We start from the raw sequence: 14,921 nt of genomic DNA on the forward strand, positions 1-14,921 counted from the left end.
CCAGTAAGACCGTGCGACGCCAGCAAAACCGCACTCTGGCGCCCCCAAAACCCTATGTTGGCATGGCCCATGCTCTGTCGATCCGCAGAAATCACTTCTTGCCGATCCGGAGATTTGCCATGACCCAGCGTTACAGCGCCCTCCTCGCAGCCTTGTTCGCCAGCCTGATGCTGAGCCAGGCACCCGCCCACGCCGACGGTCTGGAGGATGTGGTCAAGCGCGGCGTCCTCAAGGTGGCCGTGCCCCAGGACTTCCCGCCCTTCGGTTCGGTCGGCCCGGACATGAAACCCCGCGGCCTTGATATCGACACCGCGAAACTGCTGGCCGACCAGCTCAAGGTCAAACTCGAACTGACCCCGGTCAACAGCACCAACCGCATCCCGTTCCTCACCACCGGCAAGGTCGACCTGGTGATCTCCAGCCTCGGCAAGAACCCGGAACGCGAAAAAGTCATCGACTTCTCCCGTGCCTACGCGCCGTTCTACCTCGCCGTATTCGGTCCACCAGACGCCGATATCAAAGGCCTGGACGATCTCAAGGGCAAGACCATCAGCGTCACCCGTGGCGCCATCGAAGACATCGAGCTGACCAAGGTCGCCCCCGAAGGCGTGACCATCAAGCGTTTCGAAGACAACAACTCGACCATTGCCGCGTACCTGGCCGGGCAAGTCGACCTGATCGCCAGCGGCAACGTGGTGATGGTCGCGATCAGCGAGAAGAGCCCGAAACGCGTGCCGGCGCTGAAAGTGAAGCTCAAGGATTCGCCAGTCTACGTCGGCGTCAACAAGAACGAGCCGGCGCTGCTGGACAAGGTCAACCAGATCCTCGTGACCGCCAAGAGCGACGGCGCGCTGGAAAAGAATGCTCTGACCTGGCTGAAAGAACCGTTGCCGACCGATCTCTGATTCGGCGCGCTGGAGACGTTTTATGGCTTATCAGTTCGATTTCCTGCCAGTGGTGAACAACACCGATCTACTGCTGCGCGGTGCGTTGTTCACCCTTGAGCTGACCGTCATCGGCGCCGTGCTCGGCGTGGGGCTGGGCATCGTCGGGGCGCTGGTGCGGGCGTGGAACATCCGGCCTTTCGCGGGGATTTTCGCGGTCTACGTCGAGTTGATCCGCAACACGCCATTTCTGGTGCAGTTGTTTTTCATCTTCTTCGGTTTGCCGTCCCTGGGCGTGCAGATTTCCGAATGGCAGGCGGCGGTGCTGGCGATGGTGATCAACCTCGGTGCCTATTCCACCGAGATCATCCGCGCAGGCATCCAGGCGATCCCCCGGGGTCAGCTGGAAGCCGCGGCAGCACTGGCGATGACGCGTTTCGAAGCATTCCGCCATGTGGTGCTGCTGCCAGCATTGGGCAAAGTCTGGCCGGCCCTGAGCAGCCAGATCATCATCGTCATGCTCGGTTCGGCAGTCTGCTCGCAAATCGCCACCGAAGAGCTGAGCTTCGCCGCCAACTTCATTCAATCGCGCAACTTCCGCGCTTTTGAAACCTACGCCCTGACCACGCTGCTGTACCTGTGCATGGCGCTGCTGATCCGCCAGTTGCTGAACTGGATCGGCCACCGGTTCATTGCAAGGAGCAGCCGATGAGCGACTTCACCTTCTGGGACATCGTGCGCAACCTGCTCACGGGCCTGCAATGGACCTTGGCGCTGTCGCTGGTGGCGTTCGTTGGCGGCGGACTGATTGGCTTGCTGATCATGGTCATGCGCATCTCGGACAAATCCCTGCCGCGCAGTTTCGCCCGCACTTACATCGAACTGTTCCAGGGCACACCGCTATTGATGCAGCTGTTCCTGGTGTTTTTCGGCGTGGCTTTGGCCGGGATAGAGATTTCGCCGTGGATGGCGGCGGCGATTGCACTGACGTTGTTCACCAGTGCCTATCTGGCGGAGATCTGGCGCGGTTGCGTCGATTCGATTCCCAACGGTCAGTGGGAGGCCTCATCGAGCCTGGCGCTGAACCCGCTGGAACAATTGCGCCATGTGATCCTGCCCCAGGCGTTGCGCATCGCCGTGGCGCCGACCGTGGGCTTCTCGGTGCAAGTAGTCAAAGGCACCGCCGTCACCTCGATCATCGGCTTCACCGAGCTGACCAAGACTGGCGGCATGCTCGCCAACGCCACCTTCGAACCTTTCATGGTCTACGGCCTCGTCGCCCTCGGCTACTTCCTGCTCTGCTACCCCTTGTCGCTCAGTGCGCGATACCTGGAAAGGAGACTGCATGCCTCTGCTTAGAATTTCCGCCCTGCATAAATACTACGGCGATCACCATGTGCTCAAAGGCATCGACCTGAGCATCGAGGAAGGCCAGGTGGTGGCAATCATCGGCCGTAGTGGCTCGGGCAAGTCCACCTTGCTGCGCACACTCAACGGCCTGGAGTCGATCAACGACGGCGTGATCGAAGTCGACGGCGAGTACCTCGACGCCGCCCGCGCCGATCTGCGCAGCCTGCGGCAGAAAGTCGGCATGGTGTTCCAACAGTTCAACCTGTTCCCGCACCTGACCGTCGGCGAGAACGTCATGCTCGCGCCGCAAGTGGTGCAGAAAGTACCGAAAGCCAAGGCCGTCGAACTGGCGCGGCAGATGCTGGAGCGGGTCGGGCTGGGGGAGAAATTCGATGCTTTCCCGGATCGCTTGTCCGGCGGGCAGCAACAGCGGGTGGCGATTGCCCGGGCACTGGCAATGTCGCCGAAAGTTTTGCTTTGTGACGAAATCACCTCGGCGCTGGACCCGGAACTGGTCAATGAAGTGCTGAGCGTGGTCCGGCAACTGGCCAGGGAAGGCATGACGCTGATCATGGTCACCCACGAAATGCGCTTCGCCCGGGAGGTTGGGGATAAGTTGGTGTTCATGCACCAGGGCAAGGTGCATGAGGTTGGGGATCCGAAAGTACTGTTCGCCAACCCGCAGACGGCGGAGCTGGCGAATTTCATCGGGACAGTTGAGGCGGCGGGCTGAAGATCATCGGTGCTAATGACGCCGCCTTCGCGGGCAAGTCGGACCGCCGCACCGCCGCTCCCACAGGGTCTTCTGTTGAAATACGATTGCGTATTCGCTGCAAAAACCTGTGGGAGCGGGCTTGCCCGCGAAGAGGCCAGTGGCCGCACCACTAGAGCCCCGTGGTAAAAGATCGCAGCCTTCGGCAGCTCCTACGCGTTGGCGGCAGCCTTTGATCGTGGCACGATGTCGAGGTTATCGACCGAGACCCCTGACCATGCCGCAATCCCAAGCCAAGAATCTGTCCCTGATCGCCGCAATCGACCTGGGCTCCAACAGCTTTCACATGGTCGTGGCCAAGTCCCAGAACGACGAGATCCGTATTCTCGAGCGTCTCGGGGAGAAGGTTCAGCTGGCCGCTGGCATCGACGAAGAGCGCCATCTCAACGAAGAATCGATGCAGCGCGGGCTCGACTGCCTCAAGCGCTTCGCCCAACTGATCAGCGGTATGCCCACCGGCGCCGTTCGCATCGTCGGCACCAACGCCTTGCGTGAAGCCCGCAACCGTGCCGAATTCATCCGTCGCGCCGAAGAAATTCTCGGTCACCCGGTGGAAGTCATTTCCGGCCGTGAAGAAGCGCGCCTGATCTACCTCGGCGTGTCCCACACCCTCGCCGACACCCCGGGCAAGCGCCTGGTGGCCGACATCGGCGGCGGCAGTACCGAATTCATCATTGGCCAGCGCTTCGAACCGCTGCTGCGCGAAAGCCTGCAGATGGGTTGCGTCAGCTACACCCAGCGCTATTTCAAGGACGGCAAGATCACCCCGGCCCGTTACGCCCAGGCGTACACCGCGGCACGGCTGGAGATCATGAGCATCGAACACGCCCTGCACCGCCTGACCTGGGATGAAGCCATCGGCTCCTCGGGCACCATCCGCGCCATCGGCCTGGCACTGAAGGCTGGCGGCCATGGTACCGGCGAGGTCAACGCCGAAGGCCTGGCCTGGCTCAAGCGCAAACTGATCAAGATGGGCGACGTCGAAAAAATCGATTTCGAAGGCATCAAACCGGATCGCCGGGCGATTTTCCCGGCCGGCCTGGCGATCCTCGAAGCGATCTTCGACGCCCTCGAACTGCAACGCATGGATCACTGCGAAGGCGCCCTGCGCGAAGGCGTGCTCTATGACCTGCTGGGCCGCCATCATCACGAAGATGTGCGCGAGCGCACCCTCACTTCGCTGATGGAGCGCTACCACGTCGACCAGGAACAGGCGGTACGGGTCGAGCGCAAGGCGCTGCATGCGTTCGACCAAGTGGCGGAGGATTGGGATCTGGAAGACGGCGTCTGGCGCGAACTGCTCGGCTGGGCGGCCAAGGTCCATGAGGTGGGCCTGGACATCGCTCACTACCAGTACCACAAGCACGGTGCCTACCTGATCGAGCATTCGGACCTCGCCGGGTTCTCCCGCGAAGACCAGTTGATGCTTGCGCTGCTGGTACGCGGTCACCGCCGCAACATTCCCAAGGACAGGTTCGCCGATTTCGGCGACGACGGCATCAAGCTGATTCGCCTGTGCGCGCTGCTGCGCTTTGCGATCCTGTTCCACCACATCCGTGGCACCCAGCAAATGCCCCAGGTGGAGCTGAACGCCCATGGCAACAGCCTCGAAGTGGTGTTCCCGGAAAACTGGCTGGACGAAAACCAGCTGACCCAGGCCGACTTCGAAATTGAAGCGCAATGGCTGACCCGGGTCGATATCGTGTTGAGCGCTCGCTGAAACACCAGAAATGAAGCCAACCCCTGTGGCGAGGGAGCTTGCTCCCGCTGGGGTGCGAAGCGCCCCCTCCGCGCTTGCAGGTAATCAGAAAATATCTGGTCACTGATTTTGGGGCTGCTGCGCAGCCCAACGGGAGCAAGCTCCCTCGCCACAGGAATATAGTGAAAACGAAAAAGGGCGATCCATTTGGATCGCCCTTTTTTTCACCCGCTGACTCCTGTTACCGCACAGCCAGTATCGGGCTGCCCAAACGCTCCAGCAATGTCGCCTGGGCGCTGCGCGGGTTCTGGTTGCCGGTCGGCGTGTTACGGATGTATCGACCGTCCGACTGCAGGCTCCAGCTGTGGGTGTTATCGGTCAGATACAACTCCAGTTCTTTCTTGACCCGCATGATCAGCTTCTTGCCTTCCACCGGGAAGCAAGTCTCGACGCGCTTGTCGAGGTTGCGTTCCATCCAGTCGGCACTGGACAGGTACATCTGCTCGTCGCCACCGTTGAGGAAGTAGAAGACCCGGGTGTGTTCCAGGAAGCGGCCAATGATCGAACGCACATGGATGTTGTGGGAAACCCCGGCGATGCCCGGCCGCAGGCAGCACATGCCACGCACCACCAGATCGATGCGCACACCTGACTGGCTGGCCTTGTACAGCGCGCGGATGATCTTCGGATCGGTCAGCGAGTTGAACTTGGCGATGATGTGCGCCGGTTTGCCGTCGAGGGCGAACTGGGTTTCGCGGGCAATCATGTCGAGCATGCCCTTTTTCAGGGTGAACGGCGCATGCAGCAGTTTCTTCATGCGCAGCGTCTTACCCATGCCGATCAACTGGCTGAACAGTTTGCCGACGTCTTCGCACAAGGCGTCGTCGGAGGTCAGCAGGCTGTAGTCGGTGTACAGGCGGGCGTTGCCGGCGTGGTAGTTACCCGTACCAAGGTGCGCGTAACGCACGATTTCACCGGCTTCGCGACGCAAAATCAGCATCATCTTGGCGTGGGTCTTGAAGCCGACCACACCGTAGATCACCACCGCACCGGCCGCTTGCAGACGGCTGGCCAGTTGCAGGTTGGACTCTTCGTCGAACCGCGCACGCAGTTCGATCACCGCAGTCACTTCCTTGCCGTTACGCGCCGCATCCACCAGCGCATCGACGATTTCCGAGTTGGCGCCGGAACGGTACAGGGTCTGGCGCACCGCCAACACGTGCGGGTCCTTGGCGGCCTGGCGCAGCAGGTCGACCACCGGAGTGAACGACTCGAACGGGTGCAGCAGCAGGATGTCCTGCTTGCTGATCACGCTGAAAATGTTCTCGCTGTTCTGCAGCAGTTTCGGAATCTGCGGGGTGAACGGCAGGTATTGCAGCTCGCGCTGGCTGTCCAGGCCGGTGATGCTGAACAGCCGCGTCAGGTTCACCGGACCGTTGACCTGATACAACTCCGTCTCGCTCAGGTTGAACTGCTTGAGCAGGTAGTCGGACAGGTGTTTCGGGCACGTGTCGGCCACTTCCAGACGCACTGCATCGCCATAGCGACGGGAGAACAGTTCGCCGCGCAAGGCGCGGGCCAGGTCTTCGACGTCTTCGGAGTCCAGCGCCAGGTCGGCGTTCCGGGTCAGGCGGAACTGGTAGCAGCCCTTGACCTTCATGCCCTGGAACAGGTCATCGGCGTGAGCGTGAATCATCGACGACAGGAATACATAGTTGTCGCCAGCGCCACCGACTTCTTCCGGCACCTTGATGATGCGCGGCAGCAGGCGTGGCGCCGGGATGATCGCCAGACCGGAATCGCGGCCAAAGGCGTCAATGCCTTCGAGCTCGACGATGAAGTTCAGGCTCTTGTTCACCAACAACGGGAACGGGTGCGTCGGGTCGAGGCCGATCGGGGTGATGATCGGTGCGATCTCGTCACGGAAATAGCGGCGGACCCAGGTCTTGAGCTTGGTCGTCCAGTTACGGCGACGGATGAAGCGGACCTGATGTTTTTCCAGCTCCGGCAACAGAATGTCGTTGAGGATCGCGTACTGGCGATCGACGTGACCGTGGACCAGTTCGCTGATGCGCGCCAGCGCCTGATGCGGTTGCAGACCATCGGCGCCGGCCTGTTCACGGGCGAAGGTGATCTGCTTCTTGAGGCCGGCGACGCGAATTTCGAAGAACTCGTCCAGGTTGCTGGAGAAGATCAACAGAAACTTCAGCCGCTCCAGCAATGGATAGGACTCGTCCAGCGCCTGCTCCAGCACGCGGATGTTGAACTGCAGTTGCGAGAGCTCGCGGTGGATGTACAGGCTGCTGTCATCCAGGCCGGGAATGGCCAGCGCTGGCGCTGGCGCTGGCGCTGTCACGGCGGTTTCGACGACCGCCGCGGGCGGAGCTGGCTCCAGCTCCGGCGGGGTCTCGTCGACTTGCTCCACCACAGGTTGAGCGTCTTTTACGGCAACTTCAGTGAGGACTTCGGTATTCATCGAATGTTCCTGGGAGGGCTATTTTTGCTCTCGTAACAATTGAGCAGCACGAACGGCAAAGTACGTCAGGATGCCATCAGCCCCTGCACGTTTGAAAGCGGTCAGGGACTCGAGGATAACCCCTTCGCTCAACCAGCCATTCTGGATCGCCGCCATGTGCATGGCGTATTCGCCGCTGACTTGATAAACAAACGTCGGCACTTTGAATTCTTCTTTTACCCGGCACAGGATGTCCAGGTACGGCATGCCTGGCTTGACCATGACCATGTCTGCACCTTCTGACAAGTCCGCCGCCACTTCGTGCAGGGCTTCGTTGCTGTTGGCCGGGTCCATCTGATAGGAGGCCTTGTTGGCCTTGCCCAGGTTCAGCGCCGAACCGACCGCATCGCGGAACGGGCCGTAGTAGGCGCTGGCGTACTTGGCCGAGTAGGCCATGATCCGCACGTTGACGTGACCGGCCACTTCGAGGGCTTCGCGGATCGCCTGGATGCGACCGTCCATCATGTCCGATGGGGCCACGACCTGAGCGCCGGCTTCGGCGTGGGACAGGGCTTGCCTGACCAGTGCGTCGACGGTGATGTCGTTCTGCACGTAGCCTTCTTCATCAAGAATGCCGTCCTGGCCGTGGGTGGTGAACGGGTCCAGGGCAACGTCGGTGATCACACCCAGCTCAGGGAATCGTGCACGCAGCGCACGGGTCGCGCGTTGGGCGATACCTTCGGGGTTCCACGCTTCGGCGGCGTCCAGCGACTTGAGTTCCGCCGGTGTCACCGGGAACAGCGCCAGCGCCGGAATCCCCAGCTCGACCCACTTGGCCGCTTCTTCCAGCAACAGGTCGATGGTCAGGCGTTCGACGCCCGGCATCGAAGCCACCGCTTCGCGACGGTTTTCACCGTCCAGAACGAACACCGGCAGGATCAGGTCATCGACAGTCAGGACGTTTTCACGGACCAGACGACGCGAGAAGTCGTCACGACGATTGCGGCGCAGGCGGGTTGCGGGGAACAAACGGTTGGCGGGGGTAAAGCTCACGGCAGACTCCTGAGCCCGCGCTTACGGGCGAGCGTGACAGTTATAAGCGGCCATTATGACGAACGTATTACAGTTGTGCGCATCCCTGTGACTAGGGGGCGTTCTCAATTAGTTTCCCCGCCGCGTTGTCGCCTTAAAGCGGGCCAGGCAAGGCGCAGGCCGCTGGGAATGGTTGTTCCCTTTCCAAGGCCTGCAACGCAGCCTGGCCCGCTTTAAGGCACAACCCGAAGGGCCGGGCCTGCTGTTGTGCAGGGCTGCGTTGCTCGAAGCTGATTTGGAATGACCAAACTGTGCTTCTCGCGCCTTGCCCTGCACAACAGCAGACCCGGCGCGGCGGGGAAACTAATTGAGAACGCCCCCTATAGCCGCATTCCATTGTCATTGTAGGAAATGTTCACGTCGAGACACATTTGGACACTTTCCTGAATGTGTCCGAAGGGTTAGGCTGCGCGTTCATTTCGCCAGCACCCAGACAATGCTCCAACAATTTCTGCATGACTTCGGCTATTTTGCCCTTTTTCTAGGCACGTTCTTCGAAGGCGAAACCATCCTGGTACTCGCGGGCTTCCTCGCGTTCCGTGGATACATGGACATCAACCTGGTGGTGGTCGTGGCCTTCTTCGGCAGCTATGCCGGTGACCAGCTGTGGTACTTTCTGGGGCGCAAACATGGCCGCAAGCTGCTGGTGCGCAAGCCGCGCTGGCAGATGATGGGTGACCGGGCGCTGGAACACATTCGCAAGCATCCGGACATCTGGGTGTTGAGCTTCCGTTTCGTCTACGGTTTACGCACGGTGATGCCGGTGGCCATCGGGCTGTCAGGCTATCCGCCGGGCCGTTACCTGCTGCTCAACGGAATTGGTGCAGCGATCTGGGCCGCAGCCCTGGCGGCGGCCGCGTACCATTTCGGCGCAGTGCTCGAAGGCATGCTCGGCAGTGTGAAGAAGTACGAACTCTGGGTGCTCGGTGCACTGCTGGTCCTGGGCTTCGTGCTGTGGCTGCGCCGGCGCTTCAAGAATGCCCGCCTGGCCAAGCAGGTCTACGCCGACGAACAAGCCCTGAAGGCCGAGCGAACCAAGGCCGAAGGCCCTACGACGCCAGCCGAGTGATACGGTCTCTGCAACAGTAGAGACCGATGCCGCTCAACAGACTGTAACTGAGCAGGCCGACCCAGCCCACCGCGCTGGCCGGCCACAGTCCCACCATCGGGGCCAGCCATACCAATGGCAGATTCGATGCCAGCCGCACCAGTTCCAGCTTCAACGCCCACGGGCGATTCTCCAGGGCTACGCCCAGCACAAACAAACCGAGCGCCACCGCTCCCCAGCCCAAGACCAGGGCGGCGACTGGCAGCTTCGGTTCAAGATTCATCAAGTAGCTGCCCAGTGCGATATAGACGCAGAACTGCAAGAGGACGTAGAGCTGCTGACGCCCGTCCAGTGCTACTTCGAATTTACGGAACTGGCTCAGGTCCGGCTTGTTCATCGGGTATCTGGCCGCCACGTCCGCCGGGCGCCAGCCGGTGCGCATGAACCAGATCCGCAGCTTGTCCCAGGTGCTTTCGGCACTTCGCGCATCTGCCCACAACTGCGCGTAGAACTGCACGTTCGCCCACACGGGGTTCCAGCTCGCCAGTGGCGTGGTCACGCCGAAGATCACCGGTTCGTTGTCGTCCTCTTCCTGGAACGAGCCGAACAGACGGTCCCAAATAATGAACACGCCGCCGTAGTTGCGATCCATGTAGAGAGCGTTCTGTGCATGGTGAGCCCGATGATTGGACGGCGTGACAAAGAACCATTCGAACCAGCCAAGCTTGGGAATGTGCCGCGTGTGCACCCAGAACTGGTACAGCAGGTTCAGCGCCGCGACGCTGACGAACACCAGCAGCGGCACGCCGGACACCGCCATCGGCAGATAGAAGATCCAGCTCAACAGAAATCCGGTACTGGTCTGGCGCAACGCCGTGGACAGGTTGTAGTCCTCGCTCTGGTGATGCACCGAATGGGCGGCCCAGAGAATGTTGCGCTCGTGGCCCATGCGGTGCAGCCAGTAGTAGCAGAAGTCGTAGAAGACAAAGGCAAACACCCAGGTCCAGACGCTGTCGGCCGACAGTTCGAACAGCGCCAGGTGCTTGAGGGCAAACGCATAGGTCACCAGACCCACACCCTTGGTCAACAGGCCCGTGGTGGTCGACAGCACGCCGGTGCTGATGCTGTTGATCGCGTCCGCCACCCGATAATTGCTCACCCCGCGCCAACGGTCGGCCAGCAGCTCGACGGCGATCAGCACAAAGAAGAACGGCACCGCATACAGAATGAAGTCCATGACGCGCCCTGATCGGAATCTTGAGGACAGATGCTATGTGTAGCCGTGAATTAACCCTATGGCAACGAGTGACAAATTAGTGGACATTTAACGCCATGAATCTGGAGAAAAGCCCATGAGCAAAAAAGTTGCAGTGATCCTTTCCGGTTGTGGCGTGTACGACGGCGCCGAGCTCCACGAGAGCGTCATCACCTTGCTGCGCCTGGACCAACGCGGTGCCCAGGTGCAGTGTTTCGCACCGAACATCGCGCAGTTGCATGTGATCAACCACCTGACCGGCGAAGAAATGCCCGAATCGCGCAACGTGCTGGTGGAATCGGCGCGGATCGCCCGGGGCAACATCAAGGATATCCGTGACGCTAACGTCGATGAGTTCGATGCGCTGATCGTGCCCGGCGGCTTCGGCTCGGCCAAGAACCTGTCCAACTTTGCCATCGAAGGCGCCGGCTGCACCGTTCAACCGGATGTCCTGGCACTGACCGAAGCTTTTGCCGAGGCCGGCAAACCGGTGGGGTTGATGTGCATTTCCCCAGCCCTGGCGGCAAAAATCTACGGGCCTGGCGTCACCTGCACCATTGGCAACGACACCGACACCGCTGCCGCGATGAACAAGATGGGCGCGACCCATACCGATTGCGCGGTCAGTGACATCGTCGAAGACAAGGCACGCAAACTGGTGAGCACACCGGCTTACATGCTGGCGCAATCGATCAGTGAGGTGGCGTCCGGAATCAACAAACTGGTCGACCGTGTGCTCGAACTGACCCACGAAAACGACGCCTGACACGGTTGACTGTAGGAGCGAACTTGCTCGCGAAAGACGTGAGAGCGCCGCGTTCATCCAGCCAGCACTCATCATCGTTGACGTCCATCGTCGGAGCGCCGCCCGGAGCAAGCTCGCTCCTACAGTTTGCGGGCCAGCCGTGTGAGGATCCGGTCCAGCGCATTGGCAAACGCCTGCTTCTCACGGTCGCCAAACGGTGCGGGTCCACCACCCATTTGCCCCTGTTCGCGCAAATCGGTGAACAGGTTGCGCACCGCCAGCCGCTCCCCCATGTTCTGCGCATCAAACTCCTTGCCTCGTGGATCGAGCGCAGCCACGCCCTTCTTCACCAGACGGTCGGCCAATGGCACATCGCTGCAGATCACCAGCTCACCGGGCACCGCGTGTTCCACCAGGTAGTCATCGGCCGCATCCGGGCCGCTCGGCACCACGATCAGCTTGACCAGCGCCAGCCCCGGCTTGATCTGCGGTTGCCCGGCCACCAACACCACTTCGAACTGGCGCTTGAGGGCGAACTTCACCACCAGATCCTTGGCTGCCCGGGGGCAGGCGTCGGCATCGATCCACACACGCATTGAATTTTCCTCTGTTGAAAAGCATCACGGGCAAGCCACGCACCACAGGTTAACGCTAAACCTGTGGGAGCGTGGCTTGCCCGCGAAAGTGAGCGAAGCGAATGCCGTTTAAGAAACCTGCACCCGCTGCCTCTCAACCACCCGGCTACGACCGTACAACACGACAATCGCAATGATCGCCACAGCCTGGGCGCTCAACGAATACGCATCGGCATGGATCCCCAGCCATTCAAAGTCAAAGAACGGCACCGGTCGCGTGCCGAAAATCCCGGCTTCCTGCAGCGCTTTCACGCCATGCCCGGCAAACACCACTGACAAGGCGCACAAAAGACCTGCGTTGATGCTGAAGAACAGCGCCAGCGGCAACTTCGCCGAACCGCGCAAAATCACCCAGGCCAGGCCGACCAGCAGCACCAGCGCCGTGGCCCCACCGGCCAGCACCGCGTTGTGCCCCGCGGGACCGGCCTGCAACCACAGGGTTTCGTAGAACAGAATCACTTCGAACAGCTCGCGATACACCGAGAAGAACGCCAGGGTCGCAAAACCGAAACGCCCGCCGCCGCCCACCAGGCTGGTCTTGATGTAATCCTGCCAGGCCGCCGCGTGACGACGGTCATGCATCCACACGCCCAGCCACAGCACCATGACGCTGGCAAACAACGCCGTCGCGCCTTCGAGCAATTCGCGCTGCGAACCGCTGACATCAATCACATAGGCTGCCAGCGCCCAAGTGCCCAGCCCCGCCACAAACGCCAGGCCCCAACCGACATTGACGCTGCGCACCGCCGCCTGTTGACCCGTGTTACGCAGGAAAGCAAGGATCGCCGCCAGCACCAGAATCGCTTCCAGACCTTCGCGCAGCAGAATCAGCAGGCCGGAAATGTAACTCAGCGACCAACTCAAACCGTCGTTGCCGAGCAGGCCGGCCGATGCCTTCAACTTGTCCTTGGCCAGGTCCAGGCGCTGCTCGACCTCGCTCACCGGCAGACCATCCTGCAACGACTGACGGTAGGCCATCAGGGATTTTTCAGTGTCTTTACGCACGTTGGCGTCAATGTTATCCAGCGAGCTCTCAACCAGCTCGAAGCCTTCCAGATACGCCGCTACGGATAAGTCATAAGCCTGATCATGCTCACCGGCACGATATGCCGCGATGCTCTTGTCCAGAGTGGCAGCTGTGTAGTCGAGCAATTGTGCCGGGCCACGCTTGACCTGCGGCGGTTGCGCCCGCTGGGCACGGAAGGTCGCGGCGGCTTGCGGGCCTTCGGCGGCCAGCACTTCGGCCGGGGTCTGACGAGCCAGGTCGGCGATGTTGTAGGTCTTTTCAGCCTTGGCCGTCGCCGGGTCAACACTGAAGCTGGCGATATAGGTGGCCAGGTCCCAACGCTGACGATCATCCAGTTGATCGGCAAAGGCCGGCATGTCAGTCCCTTCGACCCCCAGGCCCAGGGTGCTGTAGATCGCGTAGAGGCTCAGTCGATCCAGTCGTGTGGTGTCACGCAGATTGGATGGCGGTGGCGTCATGCCGACACCTGCCGGGCCGTCGCCGGCCCCTGTATCGCCATGGCAAACCGAGCAATGCTGAGCGTACAGCGGCGCGCCACGCACCGGGTCCGGCGTAATGACCGGGGCCTGGCTGACTTCATAGGCTACGGCCAGCTTCGCACCCAGTTGCCGGGCCTGGCGCGCGACGTCGGCACCGTCCTGACGGGCGTCGATGGAATTTCCCAGCGCGGTCAGGCTTTGCTCCAGCGCGGCTTTTTCCGGCTTGGCCGGCATGGCTGCAATCAGACTTCCCAGCGTCTTGACCGATTCTTGCTGCGCGCGAAATCCGGCCTGGTCCGTGATGCTGCCCGCCTGCACCGTGTCCGGGTAATCCGCGCCGATGCAATCGAGCAAGTGCAGCGCCTGCGGCGCACCTTCGGCGGGAGCGGCCAGCAGTTGAAAGCTGCACGCAGCCAACAGCGGCAGCAACAGCCAGGCCAGGAAACGGGAGGGGGCAATCATGAATGAATCTCAATTTGAAAAACGAAGTTACATATTGTTATCGCCCATCAGGTTTCGCTCAAGCTTTGTTGGGACTTCTTCGTAATTGCATCTGTTTCGGGAGCTGCTCCCCAAACGAAAAAGGCGACCACCAGGGTCGCCTTTTTTGTAAGTCGCCGTTTTACACGGCGGCCCTACGCAACGTCGCCATGAACGCCGCCGCCCCGATGAACAGCCCTGCAAAGGTTCGGTTCATGCGTTTTTGCTGTTTCGGTGTGCGCAACAGACGCAGCACTTTGGACGCCAGACCGGTGTAGCCGGCCATGACGATCAGGTCGACGCAGATCATGGTCACGCCGATCACCAGATACTGGATCAACAGCGGCGCATGCGGGTCGATGAACTGCGGCAACACCGCCAGCATGAACACCAGCGCCTTGGGGTTGCTGATGTTCACCAGAAAACCACGGAACACCAGGGCCATCGGCTTGCCGATCTGGCGCACTGCCGCGTCATCGCTCATATCGCTGGGCAGCGCACGCCATTGCTTGATCGCGAGGTAAACCAGATACGCTACGCCAAACCATTTGATTGCGTAGAAGGCCGTGGCCGAAGCCGTGAGAATGGCGCCGACACCGGCACCGACGATGACGATCTGCAAAGCCAGGCCCAATTGCAGGCCCAGGGCGTTCCAGTAGCCGCGCCAGAAACCGTATTGCAGGCCGCTGGACATCGACGCAATGGCGCCGGCACCGGGGGACAGGCTGATCACCCAGCAGGCGGCAAAAAACGCCAGCCATGTTTGAAGCTCCATTGCACACCTCGACTCAGACTCGTGACAGACGTCTAAGCTAATGCGGCTTTGGTTGGATGACTACCGATTTTTTGCAGGATGTGTCGGCGGCCGACCAGCGTTTGCGGCTTGAGGGCCTCTTCGCGAGCAAGCCCGCTCCCACATTAAGCCCGTGTCGTTCACAAGATTTGTGGCCACTGAAGATTTACTGTGGGAGCGAGCTTGCTCCGGGCGGCGTTCCGACGA

13 protein-coding genes are annotated in these 14,921 nt (G+C 61.0%); 7 read left to right on the plus strand and 6 right to left on the minus strand.

Annotated elements, in window-relative coordinates:
* The first annotated feature begins 119 nt into the window (after positions 1–119).
* The 5 genes from AC1DVE_RS00680 to ppx all read left to right on the plus strand — a co-directional run bounded on the left by AC1DVE_RS00680 (position 120) and on the right by ppx (position 4,726).
* Positions 120–905, plus strand: a complete 786-nt coding sequence (locus AC1DVE_RS00680) for a transporter substrate-binding domain-containing protein (protein WP_223532356.1) — start codon at positions 120–122, stop codon at positions 903–905.
* Between the two features lie 22 nt (positions 906–927).
* Entirely contained in the window at positions 928–1,596 is a 669-nt protein-coding gene (locus AC1DVE_RS00685; RefSeq protein WP_223455432.1) for an amino acid ABC transporter permease, read from the plus strand.
* Positions 1,593–2,243: an amino acid ABC transporter permease gene (locus AC1DVE_RS00690; RefSeq protein WP_007998944.1), complete on the plus strand. Its 651-nt coding sequence runs from the start codon at positions 1,593–1,595 to the stop codon at positions 2,241–2,243. Before AC1DVE_RS00685 ends, AC1DVE_RS00690 begins: the two co-directional genes overlap by 4 nt.
* Positions 2,230–2,967, plus strand: coding sequence for an amino acid ABC transporter ATP-binding protein (locus AC1DVE_RS00695; RefSeq protein ID WP_223455430.1), 738 nt, complete (start codon positions 2,230–2,232; stop codon positions 2,965–2,967). Before AC1DVE_RS00690 ends, AC1DVE_RS00695 begins: the two co-directional genes overlap by 14 nt.
* A gap of 256 nt (positions 2,968–3,223) precedes the next feature.
* Complete coding sequence (gene ppx, locus AC1DVE_RS00700; RefSeq protein ID WP_223455428.1) at positions 3,224–4,726, plus strand: exopolyphosphatase; 1,503 nt, start codon at positions 3,224–3,226, stop codon at positions 4,724–4,726.
* 220 nt (positions 4,727–4,946) lie between these two features.
* Here ppx and ppk1 read toward each other — a convergent pair whose 3' ends face one another.
* Both ppk1 and hemB read right to left on the minus strand, forming a co-directional pair.
* Entirely contained in the window at positions 4,947–7,181 is a 2,235-nt protein-coding gene (ppk1, locus tag AC1DVE_RS00705) for a polyphosphate kinase 1 (RefSeq protein ID WP_223455426.1), read from the minus strand.
* Between the two features lie 18 nt (positions 7,182–7,199).
* Positions 7,200–8,213, minus strand: a complete 1,014-nt coding sequence (gene hemB / locus AC1DVE_RS00710) for a porphobilinogen synthase (protein WP_046039035.1) — start codon at positions 8,211–8,213, stop codon at positions 7,200–7,202.
* A 475-nt stretch (positions 8,214–8,688) separates the two neighbouring features.
* Here hemB and AC1DVE_RS00715 point away from each other — a divergent pair, with 475 nt between their 5' ends.
* On the plus strand, positions 8,689–9,321 hold the full coding sequence (locus AC1DVE_RS00715; protein WP_223455424.1) for a DedA family protein: 633 nt from the start codon (positions 8,689–8,691) through the stop codon (positions 9,319–9,321).
* On the opposite strand, the gene AC1DVE_RS00720 is transcribed toward AC1DVE_RS00715, so the two are convergent.
* Entirely contained in the window at positions 9,302–10,537 is a 1,236-nt protein-coding gene (locus AC1DVE_RS00720) for a sterol desaturase family protein (protein WP_223455422.1), read from the minus strand. The genes AC1DVE_RS00715 and AC1DVE_RS00720 overlap by 20 nt on opposite strands.
* Positions 10,538–10,652: 115 nt before the next feature.
* Here AC1DVE_RS00720 and elbB point away from each other — a divergent pair, with 115 nt between their 5' ends.
* A complete protein-coding gene (elbB, locus tag AC1DVE_RS00725) occupies positions 10,653–11,321 on the plus strand; it encodes an isoprenoid biosynthesis glyoxalase ElbB (protein ID WP_110657862.1) in 669 nt (222 codons plus the stop codon).
* A gap of 119 nt (positions 11,322–11,440) precedes the next feature.
* Here elbB and AC1DVE_RS00730 read toward each other — a convergent pair whose 3' ends face one another.
* The 3 genes from AC1DVE_RS00730 to rhtB all read right to left on the minus strand — a co-directional run bounded on the left by AC1DVE_RS00730 (position 11,441) and on the right by rhtB (position 14,696).
* Positions 11,441–11,896 (minus strand): YaiI/YqxD family protein, encoded by a 456-nt coding sequence (locus tag AC1DVE_RS00730; RefSeq protein ID WP_223455421.1) that lies wholly within the window; start codon positions 11,894–11,896, stop codon positions 11,441–11,443.
* Between the two features lie 108 nt (positions 11,897–12,004).
* A complete protein-coding gene (locus tag AC1DVE_RS00735) occupies positions 12,005–13,903 on the minus strand; it encodes a cytochrome c/FTR1 family iron permease (RefSeq protein ID WP_223455419.1) in 1,899 nt (632 codons plus the stop codon).
* Between the two features lie 160 nt (positions 13,904–14,063).
* The gene (gene rhtB / locus AC1DVE_RS00740; RefSeq protein WP_223533978.1) at positions 14,064–14,696 is read right to left on the minus strand and encodes a homoserine/homoserine lactone efflux protein; all 633 of its coding nucleotides are present in this window, start codon (positions 14,694–14,696) and stop codon (positions 14,064–14,066) included.
* Positions 14,697–14,921: the final 225 nt, after the last annotated feature.

Source organism: Pseudomonas sp. P4_B4, from assembly GCF_056402255.1.

Bases quoted from the DNA above. Each gene is read 5' to 3' on its own strand.
- AC1DVE_RS00680 (WP_223532356.1), top strand. From the start codon at position 120: ATGACCCAGCGTTACAGCGCCCTCCTCGCAGCCTTGTTCGCCAGCCTG.
- AC1DVE_RS00685 (WP_223455432.1), top strand. From the start codon at position 928: ATGGCTTATCAGTTCGATTTCCTGCCAGTGGTGAACAACACCGATCTA.
- AC1DVE_RS00690 (WP_007998944.1), top strand. From the start codon at position 1,593: ATGAGCGACTTCACCTTCTGGGACATCGTGCGCAACCTGCTCACGGGC.
- AC1DVE_RS00695 (WP_223455430.1), top strand. From the start codon at position 2,230: ATGCCTCTGCTTAGAATTTCCGCCCTGCATAAATACTACGGCGATCAC.
- ppx (WP_223455428.1), top strand. From the start codon at position 3,224: ATGCCGCAATCCCAAGCCAAGAATCTGTCCCTGATCGCCGCAATCGAC.
- ppk1 (WP_223455426.1), bottom strand. From the start codon at position 7,181: ATGAATACCGAAGTCCTCACTGAAGTTGCCGTAAAAGACGCTCAACCT.
- AC1DVE_RS00715 (WP_223455424.1), top strand. From the start codon at position 8,689: ATGCTCCAACAATTTCTGCATGACTTCGGCTATTTTGCCCTTTTTCTA.
- AC1DVE_RS00720 (WP_223455422.1), bottom strand. From the start codon at position 10,537: ATGGACTTCATTCTGTATGCGGTGCCGTTCTTCTTTGTGCTGATCGCC.
- elbB (WP_110657862.1), top strand. From the start codon at position 10,653: ATGAGCAAAAAAGTTGCAGTGATCCTTTCCGGTTGTGGCGTGTACGAC.
- AC1DVE_RS00730 (WP_223455421.1), bottom strand. From the start codon at position 11,896: ATGCGTGTGTGGATCGATGCCGACGCCTGCCCCCGGGCAGCCAAGGAT.
- AC1DVE_RS00735 (WP_223455419.1), bottom strand. From the start codon at position 13,903: ATGATTGCCCCCTCCCGTTTCCTGGCCTGGCTGTTGCTGCCGCTGTTG.
- rhtB (WP_223533978.1), bottom strand. From the start codon at position 14,696: ATGGAGCTTCAAACATGGCTGGCGTTTTTTGCCGCCTGCTGGGTGATC.